At 69.2% G+C, this 11,683-nt stretch carries 13 protein-coding genes; 4 read left to right on the top strand and 9 right to left on the bottom strand.

From position 1 onward, the window contains the following. Positions 1-45 precede the first annotated feature (45 nt). The 3 genes from C6V83_RS04810 to C6V83_RS04820 form a co-directional block, all read right to left on the bottom strand. Positions 46-408 carry a hypothetical protein gene (locus tag C6V83_RS04810; RefSeq protein ID WP_105941433.1) on the bottom strand — a complete coding sequence of 121 codons (363 nt, stop codon included), beginning with the start codon at positions 406-408 and terminating at the stop codon, positions 46-48. Positions 409-484: 76 nt separating this feature from the next. After that, the gene (locus C6V83_RS04815) at positions 485-1,345 is read right to left on the bottom strand and encodes a 5-oxoprolinase subunit C family protein (protein WP_105941434.1); all 861 of its coding nucleotides are present in this window, start codon (positions 1,343-1,345) and stop codon (positions 485-487) included. Beyond that, entirely contained in the window at positions 1,333-1,998 is a 666-nt protein-coding gene (locus C6V83_RS04820) for a 5-oxoprolinase subunit B family protein (protein WP_105941435.1), read from the bottom strand. Before C6V83_RS04820 ends, C6V83_RS04815 begins: the two co-directional genes overlap by 13 nt. A gap of 151 nt (positions 1,999-2,149) precedes the next feature. Here C6V83_RS04820 and C6V83_RS04825 point away from each other — a divergent pair, with 151 nt between their 5' ends. After that, on the top strand, positions 2,150-3,460 hold the full coding sequence (locus tag C6V83_RS04825; protein ID WP_105941436.1) for a citrate synthase: 1,311 nt from the start codon (positions 2,150-2,152) through the stop codon (positions 3,458-3,460). A gap of 2 nt (positions 3,461-3,462) precedes the next feature. Then, positions 3,463-3,822 carry an FKBP-type peptidyl-prolyl cis-trans isomerase gene (locus tag C6V83_RS04830; protein WP_199832589.1) on the top strand — a complete coding sequence of 120 codons (360 nt, stop codon included), beginning with the start codon at positions 3,463-3,465 and terminating at the stop codon, positions 3,820-3,822. Positions 3,823-4,121: 299 nt separating this feature from the next. Here C6V83_RS04830 and C6V83_RS04835 read toward each other — a convergent pair whose 3' ends face one another. From C6V83_RS04835 to C6V83_RS04850, 4 genes are read right to left on the bottom strand one after another with little or no spacing between them, the layout of a single operon-like run. Further along, complete coding sequence (locus C6V83_RS04835) at positions 4,122-5,306, bottom strand: ABC transporter permease (RefSeq protein WP_105941437.1); 1,185 nt, start codon at positions 5,304-5,306, stop codon at positions 4,122-4,124. A gap of 1 nt (position 5,307) precedes the next feature. After that, entirely contained in the window at positions 5,308-6,198 is an 891-nt protein-coding gene (locus C6V83_RS04840; protein WP_105941438.1) for an ABC transporter ATP-binding protein, read from the bottom strand. 59 nt (positions 6,199-6,257) lie between these two features. After that, positions 6,258-6,821, bottom strand: coding sequence for a hypothetical protein (locus tag C6V83_RS04845; RefSeq protein ID WP_105941439.1), 564 nt, complete (start codon positions 6,819-6,821; stop codon positions 6,258-6,260). Between the two features lie 20 nt (positions 6,822-6,841). Beyond that, a complete protein-coding gene (locus C6V83_RS04850; RefSeq protein WP_105941440.1) occupies positions 6,842-7,111 on the bottom strand; it encodes a helix-turn-helix transcriptional regulator in 270 nt (89 codons plus the stop codon). A gap of 86 nt (positions 7,112-7,197) precedes the next feature. On the opposite strand from C6V83_RS04850, the gene C6V83_RS04855 reads away from it, so the two are divergent. Together C6V83_RS04855 and C6V83_RS04860 are read left to right on the top strand one after the other, a co-directional pair. After that, the gene (locus C6V83_RS04855; protein ID WP_105941441.1) at positions 7,198-7,929 is read left to right on the top strand and encodes an enoyl-CoA hydratase; all 732 of its coding nucleotides are present in this window, start codon (positions 7,198-7,200) and stop codon (positions 7,927-7,929) included. A 140-nt stretch (positions 7,930-8,069) separates the two neighbouring features. Beyond that, the gene (locus tag C6V83_RS04860; RefSeq protein WP_105941442.1) at positions 8,070-8,984 is read left to right on the top strand and encodes a type IV toxin-antitoxin system AbiEi family antitoxin domain-containing protein; all 915 of its coding nucleotides are present in this window, start codon (positions 8,070-8,072) and stop codon (positions 8,982-8,984) included. 96 nt (positions 8,985-9,080) lie between these two features. Here the strand turns inward: C6V83_RS04860 and C6V83_RS04865 are convergent, their stop codons facing one another. Together C6V83_RS04865 and C6V83_RS18675 are read right to left on the bottom strand one after the other, a co-directional pair. After that, positions 9,081-10,403 carry a D-arabinono-1,4-lactone oxidase gene (locus C6V83_RS04865; protein WP_234353861.1) on the bottom strand — a complete coding sequence of 441 codons (1,323 nt, stop codon included), beginning with the start codon at positions 10,401-10,403 and terminating at the stop codon, positions 9,081-9,083. Further along, a complete protein-coding gene (locus C6V83_RS18675; protein ID WP_105941444.1) occupies positions 10,391-11,641 on the bottom strand; it encodes an alanine racemase in 1,251 nt (416 codons plus the stop codon). Before C6V83_RS18675 ends, C6V83_RS04865 begins: the two co-directional genes overlap by 13 nt. Positions 11,642-11,683 lie beyond the last annotated feature (42 nt).

Genomic DNA, 11,683 nt, shown 5'->3' on the forward strand with positions numbered 1-11,683 from the left:
GTGTCAATAGTTCGGGGTCGCCTCATCTCCCGAGGGCGGTCCGGATCACCAAGCCGACCGCGTACAGCAGGGGAACGCCGGAACGGCGGTGAAAGCCGCAAGAACCGGGACGGCGACCGGACGGTTCTTCCGGTAGCGCACGACCGTGGTCGCGGTGAGGACCACGCCGCCGACCGCCAGCACCAGGGCGGCGACGGCGACGGTCGTCGCGATGCTCAGCGACGAGGATCCGTCGCGGTGGTCGAGTTCGGCGGAGAGCGCCGACAGGAACAATGCGGCGGCGGTGATCTCTGTGACCAGTGCGGCGACGTTGACCAGCCACGCGACGAGGAGCAGCCGGAACGAGGCGCGGACGCCCGCGTCGGGCTGCGCGAACGGCTGCGGCGGGTGCAGGGGAGGCTGGGTCATCAGGGTCCATCGGGTCGGGGGAGGTCCATCTTGGCCTGTCGGCGCGGCGATCGCCTCCGTAGGACTACGCACGTCGTCAGCGCAGGCGCAGCCGTACGACGTCCCCGGCGATCAGCTGCGCGGCGCGGTCGACGGATTCGGCGGTGAGCACCGCGGCCACCGGATAGCCGCCGGTCACCGGGTGATCGGCCAGGAACAGCGCCGGCTGGCCGCTGGGTGGGATCTGCACCGCCCCGAGCGGGACGCCCTCCGAAGGCTGCGGCCCGAGTCCGGCGCGATGCTCGAGAACCCCGTCGACCGGGTCCAGCCGCACCCCGATCCGATTGCTGGCCGGATGCACCGTGAATCGGGTCCGAGACAGGGCCGCGGGGTCGGCCAGATCGCCGTATCGGGGGCCTCGGCGCACGACGAGTTCGTGCTCGCGCGACGGCGGCGGGGGACCCGGTGCGACGGTCGCGTGAGGCCACTGGAGAGCGGCCTCGCCGATGTGCAATTCATCACTCCGCTGTAACGGTGCGGGGCCCAGTCCCGACAGGGTGTCGGTGGCCGCCGAGCCGAGCGTCGACGGCGCCCGGAACCCGCCCCGGGCGGCCACGTAGTTGCGGCAGCCGCGGGTCGGCGCGAGCACTTCGATCAGTGCGCCGTCGCGCACCGCGAAGGTCGCGTGACTTCCGACACCGCGGCCGTCCACGAGCACCTGTGTCGGAGGTCCGGTCACCGCCATCACCAACGCGCCCCGCGTGCGAGCCGACCACCCGCCGAGCGTCGTCTCGATCGCGACGGCCGACTCGGGATTGCCGACCAGACGATTGGCCTGACGCAGCGCGCCCAGATCGGCGGCGCCCGAGCGCGGGACGCCGAGATGTGCGTAGCCCGGCCGGCCGAGGTCCTGGAAGGTGGCCAGCGGTCCGGGGGAGACGACGGTCAGTCCGCGCATGTGAATCTCACCGTGGCGCCGGCGGACAGGAGTGCCGGAGGATCGGCCTTCAGATTCCACACCGGAATGTCTGTGTGCCCCAACAGAAACCATCCTCCGGGGCTGGTCCGGGGGTAGATCGCGCTGTAGCCCGCGGCCGCCGCGACCGACCCCGCGGGCACCGCGGGCCGGGACTGCTCGCGTCGGCTCAGGGCGGCGAAGACCGACCGTGCATCCGGCGGCGATCCGGGTCCGGGAACCAGGTATCCGAAGCCCGGCGCGAAGCCCATGAACTGCACCCGCCAGCGCACCGCGCGGTGGGCGGCGATCACCGCCTCGCGGCTCGTTCCGGCGCGCTCGGCCACGGCGTCGAGATCCTCGCCGTCGTACGTCACCGGCACGACGATCTCACCGGATTCGACGTCCGCCGGAGCGACGTCTCCGATGCGTGCCGACCGCAGTGCGCGGCGTACGCCGAGGCGGTCGATTCCGCGCCCGGGGGAGGTTTCCACGAGGACGGTGAAGGCCGTCGGAACCGCTTCTGCGATGTCCAGAATCCCGGCTTCGGCGGCGGCGCGGAGAGCGCGCGCGGCATGCGCCGCGGCGGCGGCCGGATCGGCCTCGCCGGAGAAATCGAGCAGGACCGCGTCGTCGCCCGCGGGGAGCTCTCGCATGACATCAACGTACCGCCTGTGGGTAAGCTGAGCGCACGGCGAGAGCAGCCTGCGAAGCAGCCGAGCAGACCCTCGGTTGTACCGCCTGAGCGTCAGGCGACTAGCTTGTTACCCAACAATCTGGTCAGACCGCGAGTTTTAAGGGGTTTGTGTGTCCGCGGAGAATTCAACGACCGATCAGCCGACCGGTACCTTCACCTATCCTGGCGGGTCCATCGATCTGCCGATCCTGAAGGCCACCGATGGCAGCGACTCGGTCGCGCTGGGCCCGTTCCTCTCGAAGACGGGTCTGACCACCTTCGACGGTGGTTTCGTCAACACCGCGGCGACCAAATCGGAGATCACCTACATCGACGGCGACGCGGGCATCCTGCGTTACCGGGGCATCCCGATCGACCAGCTGGCCGCGAAGTCGACCTTCATCGAGGTCAGCTACCTCCTCATCTACGGCGAGCTGCCGAGCCCCACCGAGCTCGAGATCTTCACCGACAAGATCCGCCGCCACACCCTGCTGCACGAGGACCTCAAGCGGTTCTTCGACGGCTTCCCCCGCAACGCCCACCCGATGCCGGTGGTGTCGAGCGCGGCCAACGCCCTGTCGGCGTACTACCCGGACTCGCTGGACCCCAAGGACGAGGATCAGGTCGAGCTCTCGACGATCCGCCTGCTGGCCAAGCTGCCGACCATCGCGGCCTATGCGTACAAGAAGTCGGTCGGTCAGCCGTTCCTGTACCCGGACAACGCGTACGGCCTGGTGGAGAACTTCCTGCGAATGACCTTCGGGTTCCCGGCCGAGCCCTACGAGGTGAACCCGGAGATCGCCAAGGCGCTGGACATGCTGTTCATCCTGCACGCCGATCACGAGCAGAACTGTTCGACGTCCACGGTGCGTCTGGTCGGGTCGTCGCAGGCCAACCTGTTCACCTCGGTCTCGGCCGGCATCAACGCACTGTGGGGCCCGCTGCACGGCGGCGCCAACCAGGCGGTGCTGGAGATGCTCGAAGGCATCCGGGATTCGGGCGGCGACACCGCGGCCTTCATGAGCAAGGTCAAGAACAAGGAAGACGGCGTGAAGCTGATGGGCTTCGGGCACCGCGTCTACAAGAATTACGATCCGCGTGCGGCCATCGTCAAGGAGACCGCCGACAAGATCCTGGCGTCGCTGGGCGTGCAGGACGAGCTCCTCGACATCGCCAAGGGGCTGGAAGAGGTCGCCCTCAACGACGACTACTTCATCGAGCGCAAGCTTTACCCGAACGTCGACTTCTACACCGGCGTGATCTACCGGGCGATGGGCTTCCCGACCCGCATGTTCACCGTGCTGTTCGCGCTCGGCCGGCTCCCCGGCTGGATCGCGCACTGGCGCGAGATGCACGCCGATCCGGCCACCAAGATCGGCCGTCCGCGCCAGCTGTACACCGGATACACCGAGCGGGACTACATCCCGATGGAGGATCGCTGACCATGAGCGCCAAGCCCGAAGTCGAATTCCCCGAGGGGCCGGCCCCCACCGAGCTGCAGATCACCGATCTGATCATCGGTGACGGCGCCGAAGCCGTGCCCGGCGGCATGGTCGACGTCCACTACGTCGGCGTCGAGTACGACACCGGTGAGGAGTTCGACTCGTCGTGGGACCGCGGCCAGAGCGCGAACTTCCCGCTGGGCGCGCTCATCCAGGGCTGGCAGGAGGGCATCCCGGGCATGAAGGTCGGCGGTCGCCGCCGCCTGGTGGTCCCGCCGGAGCTGGCCTACGGCCCGGCCGGCGGCGGACACCGCCTCTCGGGCAAGACGCTGATCTTCGTGATCGACCTGCTCGGCGCCTGAGGCCTCGATACGGCCACCAAGCTTCACAAGGGCGGCGCACTCACTTTTCGAGTGCGCCGCCCTTGAGCCTTCCCGCCCCTTGAGCTCTCGTAAGCCCCTTGAGCTCGTCGAAAGGCCCTTGAGTTCTCGTAAGCCCCTTGAGTTCTCGTAAGCCCCTTGAGCTCGTCGAAAGGTGACCAGCGTGGTGGCGTCCTTCGCCCCCTCGAGGCGGTCCCTTCGCTCCTTGAGCTTGTCGAAAGGTCTTGAACTCGTCGAAAGGCCCTTGAGCTCGTCGAAAGCCCCTTGAGCTTGTCGAAAGGTCAGCCCCGGCCGGTCAGCATCCCCGCCACCTCGGACCAGCTGGTCCGGGTGCCCGTGCGCAGCACCGAGCGGCTGTAGATCCGCGAGCTGGCCCAGATCGCGGCGGCGCACACGACGATCATCACCGCGAAGGTGCCGATCACCTGCAGCGCCGTGGTGTCCCCTGTGGCGATGCGGATCGGCATGAGCACCGCGCTGAACGGCGGAATCCAGCTGAGCACCTGCATCCACGTGGAGTCCAGCGCCTGGATTCCGAACATCCCCGCGTACAGGACGCCGAGGGCGAGGAAGGTCAGCGGGGTGGACGCGCCGTTCAGCTCTTCCTGGCGGCTGACCATCGCGCCGACCGCCGCGTACAGCGCCGCGAAGAACAGGAAGCCGAGCAGGAACCAGGCGATCACCGCAGCGAACATCGCCGTCGCCGTGCCGGTGACCGTCAGCAGTCCGGTCGCGGTGCCGGCGACCAGCGCGGTGGCGCCCAGCAACACCACCTGGCCCAGCGAGATCGCCCCGATCCCCAGGATCTTGCCCCACAACAGCTGCAGCGGCCGCACCGACGAGAGCAGGATCTCGACGATCCGCGAGGTCTTCTCCTCCACGACGCCCACGGCCACCATCACGCCGCCGGTCATCACCGCCATCATCAGCAGGATCGAGCCGATCAGGGCGATCGAGATGCGCTGTCCCACGTCGGGTTCTTCCGGATTGATCTGCTCGGTGACGATCGACGCGGACGGGAGGTCGGTGACGGCGACCCCTCGTTCGGCGAGTGACGTCGCGAGCTGGTACTGCGCCAGCCCGCTGCGCAGCACACCGTCGAGCGTGCTGCCGGTCCCGGACTCGGAGAGGATTGTGTACCGGTGATCGGGTCCTACGAGCACCACGGCGTCGAGGTCGTCGTCGTCGACCTTCTGCCGTGCGGCGGTCGCGTCGGGAACGGTCTCGACGGTGACGCGGGAGTCGGCGATCTCCCCGGACCGGGTGAGGGTCTGCGTGAGCGCGGAATCGCCGCCCACGACGCCGATCCGGTCGGAGCTCTCGCGGCCGGCGAAGAACGACCAGACCACCGCGCCGACGACGATGGCGGCGACCATCAGGACGGTGCTGATCACGAACGAGCGTTCCTTGGCGCGGGTGGAGATCTCGCGCCCGGCGATGATCATGATGTTCTCGGAAGATCTCATGTCACACCAGCTCTCGGAAGAGGTCGGTCAGGGAAGGCGCTGTGGCGGCGAAGCGGTGTACGGGACCGTGGGCGAGGGCCGCGGCGAGGACTGCCTGATCGTCGGCGTCCGCCTCGAGTCGCAGTCGCGTCGATTCGGGCGAGTACTCGGCGTGCACCACGCCGGGCACCCCGTCCGCCCACCTCGAGCCCGGATCGGGACCGGTCACCTCCAGGACCGTGCCGTCGGCGCTGCGCAGCTCGTCGACGCTGCCGAGCGCGGTCATCCGGCCGGCGGAGATGATCCCGACGCGGTCGCACAGGCGCTCGACGAGTTCGAGCTGGTGGGACGAGAAGAGGATCGGAACTCCCTGGGCGGCTTTGTCTTTCAGAACGTCGCTCATCACGTCGACGGCCACGGGGTCGAGTCCGGAGAAGGGTTCGTCGAGCACCAGGACATCCGGATCGTGGACCAGTGCGGCGGCGAGCTGGACGCGCTGCTGATTGCCGAGGGAGAGGTCGGCGACGTTGTCGTCGTACCGTGCCTCGATCCCCAGACGCTGCGTCCAGGCCCGGGCGGAGGCTTCGGCCTCGTCCTTGGCCATACCGTGCAAGCGTGCCAGGTACGCGAGCTGGCGGTCGACCTTCATCTTCGGATAGAGGCCGCGCTCCTCGGGCATGTAGCCGATGCGCCGGCGCCGGTCGAAGTCGATCGGGGCGTCGCCGAGGCGCACCTCGCCGGCGTCCGCGGACAGGACGCCGAGGATGATCCGCATGGTGGTCGACTTGCCTGCGCCGTTGCTGCCGACGAAGCCGAAGATCTCCCCGGGGCCGACGGAGAAGCTGACGTCGTCGAGGGCGCGCAAGGTTCCGTAATTCTTCTGTAAGTGCTGGACGTGCAGTGCCTGTGGCATGGGGTGCTCCTTGAGGGGAAGGGGCGGGTGTCGGGGTCTGCATCAGGTGGGTGGGCGGATCACTCCTCGTCGTCGGGGTCGTCGGACATCCACCACGAGAGCAGGATGTCCGGGAGACAGGCGACGGCCAGCGTCCCGGAGATCATCAGCCAGGCGAGGGCAGCCATCGTCTGGCCGGCGATCCAGTCGCGGAAGCTGAGTCCGATGGTGATCGCGTACACCGTCAGCATCAGGGGGACGAAGAGCATGAACGCCAGGGAGCGTGCGGCGTTCCGCTGCGTGAGCTGCAGCTCGTCGAGGGCGTTCGCGGGTGCATCGGAGAACGCGCCGGACAGGATCCTGAGCAGCGTGAAGAAGACGATCGACCCGACGATGCCTACGAGGAAGGGGATCCACGTCGCGGTGATGAACCAGAACGAGGCGACGGATGCACAGGTCGCGAGCAGCAGGGTGAGCACGAGGCCGACCACGAGGGTCCGCCGCGTGCGCCTGGTGCGCAAGCCCGGCAGTACGGACCGGAGTTGTTCGGCGCGGTGCTCGTACTTGCGGGCTCGGCGGTCGTTGTAGCGCAGCAACCAGTCGGGGACGTTGCTTTCCGGGACGGCCAGATTCGGGTCGGGCATCGGGCTTCCTTTCGGCTGGCTCACGACGAGGGCTTTCCGTAGAGCTCGGTGGACATCGCGGTGAACGGGGTCCGGGAGAAGACGGCCTCGACGGGCAGTTCGAAGACGGCGCAGATCCGGAACGCCAGATCCAGGCTGGGGTAGTAGTCGCCGCGTTCGAGCGCGCCGACCGACTGGACGTTCACTTCGATCAGCTTGGCGAGCTGTGCGCGTGACAGTCCCCGCTCGGCGCGCAAGACGGCGAGTCGGTTGTAGATGGGCTGCTTCTCGCCCTGTCGCACTGGACTCACACGACAAAGTGTTGTGAAAACACAACAACATGTCAAGTGTTCCGGCTGAACCCGACACCTCGATCCGGTGCTAGTACGCTGCTCCCATGATCGTGAGCAGCACCACGGGGGCCGTGGTCACCATCGAACTGGCCCGCCCGGAGAAGCGGAACGCCCTCAATCATCAGATGGTCGACGACCTCTCGGCGGCGTTCACCGCGGCCGCCGAGGCCGGCGCCCGCGCCATCGTGCTCACCGGTCGGGGTGACGTCTTCAGTGCCGGTGCGGACCTGTCCGGGCCGGTCTACGAGAAGGGCTTCCTGGACAAGCTGATCGCGCTCAACGCGCAGATCGAGTCGACGCCGGTGCCGGTGATCGCCGCACTCAACGGCGCCGCTCTCGGCGCGGGCCTGCAGCTCTCCGTGGCTGCGGACCTCCGCGTGATGGCGCCGAGTGCGCTCGCCGGGATCCCCGCCGCGAAGATCGGCGTCGCCGTCGACGAGTGGACCATCCGCCGGCTGGTCTCCCTGGTCGGTGCGGGTCAGGCCGCCGGGATGCTGTTCGGGTGTGAGCCGCTGACCGCCGATCGTGCGCACGACCTCGGCTACGCCAACCGCATCGGCGACCTGACCGACGCGCAGCACTGGGCCGCGCAGATCGCCGAGCTCGCGCCGCTCACGCTGCGGCACTACAAGCTGGTGCTCAACGGCGACGGCGCCCGCGACGAGGCGCCCGCCGACCGGATCGCCGCCATGCTGGCCGCGTGGCAGAGCGAGGACGTGCAGGAGGCGAGGGCCGCGCGCGCCGAGCGGCGCGCCCCGGTGTTCCAGGGGCGCTGACACTCTCGTACGTCCTCGTACGTCGCGGATCTCGTCGCTGCCCGACAAGATCCGCGACACGGGTCAGCGAGCGATCAGATCCGCGACGGATCGCCGGGCCGAGATGGAACCAGACGCGCCGCTGGTGCGTCTGATTGGACATGGGGACCGCGGATCGCACCAAGCTACGGCGCATTCTCGCCGGACAAGAAGGCATCATCACCTTGCGGCAGACCGCGAGCTGCGGGCTGCACCGGTCGGCGGTCGCGCGCAGATGTGCCTCGGGCGAGTGGCGGACCGTCGGGCCCGGTGTCTTCCACGCGACCGATCACCGGTTGACGATTCACGCGCGGATTCGCGCCGCGGTGTGGAGCGCCGGCCGTCGCGCGGTGCTCTGCGGCCCGGCCGCCGCGTTCTGGCGGGGCTATACACGCACCGTCCCGGCGACCATTCACGTGACCGTGCCTCGCGGGCGCAGTGCCCGGAAACCGTTGTCGCCGACGCTGGGCGACGTGCAGCTCTGGCATCGGAATCTGCACGACGACGATCGCACGGAGGTGCGCAAGGTCGCGATCACGTCGCCGGCTCTGACTGTGCTCGATGCGGCCGCGCTGCTGGGGATGACGTTCCTGGATCGGGCGCTGCAGGCGAAGAAGGTCACGGTCGAGGACTTGGTGGCCGCGGACGCGAGGTATCCGGGCAGGCGGGGAGCGCGCGTCGTCGCACCCATGCTCGACGCCGCCGCAGCCGGTGCTCGGTCGCCCGCGGAACGTCGCGCCCTGGCGATGCTTCTCGGATCGGCCGACCTGCCGCAGTGGCAGCTCAACTACCCGGCGGTGGAACCGTACGAGGTCGACGTCGCCTTCGTGGCGCACAAGGTGGCGGTGGAGATCGACGGTATGGCCTACCACTCCGATGCCGAGGCGTTTCAGCGTGACCGTGCTCGAGGCAACGCGCTCACCGGCGCGGGGTGGGTGGTCCTGCATTTCACATGGGCGGACGTCGTCGAACGGCCGGAGCAGACTCTGGCGATCATCCGGTGGCACCTGGCACTCGCCGAGCGGCACTCCGCCTGACGGGCGTGTCGCGGATCTTGTCGCTCTCCGGCACGATCCGCGACACGCCGGATCCCGAACGACAGGATCCGCGACGAATCGATCGCACGAGGGCGACTACTCGCCGAGCACCCGCCGAAGGTACGGGTTGGCGAAGGTGCGCTGCGGATCGAGGCGGTCCCGGAGCGCGAGGAAGTCGTCGAACCGGGGGTACACGCTGCGCAGGTAGTCTGCGTCGCGGGTGTGCATCTTGCCCCAGTGCGGGCGGCCGCCGTGGGCCGTCATGATGTCCTCGACGTCGCGGAAGTACGCCTCGCTCGCGGCGGGGGAGTCGCGGTGATAGCGATGCACGGCCAGGTATCCCGATTCGCGCCCCGACGCGGTCGACAGCATCAGGTCGTCGGCCGCGGCGGCACGCACCTCCACCGGGAAGCTCACCTTGTGGCCGCGCCGCTCGATCGTCGTGCGAAGTTCGCGGAGGGCCTCCGGCACCGCCGCGAGCGGAATCGCGTACTCCATCTCGCGGAAGCGAACCGTGCGGGAGGAGACGAACACCTTGTCCGAACGATCGGTGTAGGTGCGCGCGGAGAGCACGCGGCCGGAGACCTGGTTGATCCCGGGGACGACGGCGGGCACGGCGGCGCTGAACGCGCAGAGGGCGCGGTACACGCCGTTGGAGAGGAGTTCGTCGTCGATGTACCGGCGCACCTTGCCCGGCCCCGACACCGGGGCATCGGCCGGGAGGCGGGTGTTGCGCTTGGTGAGCGCACAGTCGGTGTGCGGGAACCAGTAGAACTCGTAGTGGTCGTACGCCGCGCAGCGGTCGAGGAAGGTGTCGATCGCCTCGTCGGCCGAGGCCGGCGCCTCGTGCGCCTCGATGGCGAACGCGTCGACGCACTGGAGGGTCAGCCGCGTGAGCACGCCGAGCGCACCCAGGCCGAGCGCGACCGCCTTGAGTTCGGGGTCGTCGTCGCCGAAGTCGTGGATCTGGCCGGTGCCGTCGACCAGTTGCGCGCCGACGATCTGCGTGCTGATTCCGCCGAAGGCGAGGCCGGTGCCGTGGGTGCCGGTCGAGGTGGCTCCGGAGACGGTCTGCCTGTCGACGTCGCCGAGGTTCGCCATCGCCAGTGCGTGCGGGTCGAGCAGCGGTGGGATCTGGTAGAGGTGAGTTCCCGCGCCGAGGGTCACCCGGCGCTGTGCGGCGTCGACGTCGAGCAGTCCGCGCAGGCCCGACAGATTCACCTGCGTCTGCGGCGCGACCGCGATCTCCGAAAAGCTGTGACCGGCGCCGACCGGCTTCACCGTGGCGCCGCGTTCGGCTGCCGCCGCGATCTCCGCGGCGAGTCGCTCGACGTTCTGCGGGGTGATCACGCGCTCGGGGCGGCACGTCGCGGTGCGGCCCCAGTTGCTCCAGGTGGCGGCTGCGCTCACAGGAAGCACTTCCCTTCGCCTCGGTAGGTGGGGACGACGTCGACGACCTCGGCGTCGCCGGAGCCGTTCCGCGCGATCAGCGCCACGCGCTCGGCGCGCTCGCAGACCTCCCCGGACTTCGTGTGACGGAACCATACCCGACTTCCGATACGAACATGTATCGACTCGGGGACGTGCAGTGGTGTCTGCACCTCTCCGGCGGATTCCTTGGGGAGATAACTGAGCCCCTCCGGCCACACCGGCTTGGGCAGGCGATCCTCGCCCGGAGGGCCGGACGCGATCCATCCGCCGCCGGCGCAGGTGATGTAGCGGGGGCTCGGCCGACGTACGACGTCGAGCCCGAAGGCCAGCGCCGGCGCCGGCTGGAAGTGCCGGTAGGTGTCGAAGAGGTGGCCGCCGAGGAGTCCGCTGCCCACGGCGATGTCGGTGACCGAGGAATCCTTGGCGGTGGCCTCCAGGGAGCCGGTGCCCCCGGCGTTCACGAACTCCAGATCCGCGTGTTCGCGGATCGCCGCGATCGCCCGGCCGCGTCGATGGCGCAGCTCGGCCATCGACAGCGCCTGCATGCCGCGCACCATGGTGTTCATCAGGGTCCTGCCGGGGACTCCGTTGCCGACGCCGGCCACCTGCGCCTCGTACGACATCACGCCGACCAGGTCGAATCCGGGGCGATCTCCGATCGTGCGGGCCATCCGGGTCGCCTGGTCGACGTCGTGCATCGGGGAACGTCGCACGCCCAGGTGGAGGCGTCCGCCGAGGGCTCGCAGGGAGGCGTCCAGATCCAGCGCCACGCGCACGCTCCCGCGCGTGTCCGGCGCGGCGACGGCGTCGACCAGGTCGAGCTGGGCGACGTCGTCGATCAGCAGGGTGACCCGCGCCAGTGCCGTCTCGTCGGCGAGCAGTTCGGCGACGGCGCCGGCGCGCATGCTCGGGTAGCCGAGCAGGACGTCGGACACGCCGGCCGCGGTGGCGAGCCAGCGGGCCTCGGCGACGTCGTACGCCAGGACGCCGGCGTATCCGTCGCGAGAGAGGACGTCCTCGATCACCGAACGGATCCGGACCGATTTGGATGCCACCCGGATCGGCACCCCTGCCGAACGTCGCCGCAGGTCGGCGATATTGTGCTCGAGCGCACCGAGATCGAGCGCGAGCACCGGCGCGTCGAGCCCGGCGGCGGCCACCGCGTCGTCGATCCCGCCCCAATACTCGCTCGGGACGTTCATGTACTGAGTTGAAGTGCCGGACATTGGGCCGAGGGTACTCGGTCCCGGCGATCACGCGCGAGGACG

Origin of the sequence: Gordonia iterans (genome assembly GCF_002993285.1) — a bacterium.
Lineage (GTDB): Bacteria > Actinomycetota > Actinomycetes > Mycobacteriales > Mycobacteriaceae > Gordonia > Gordonia iterans.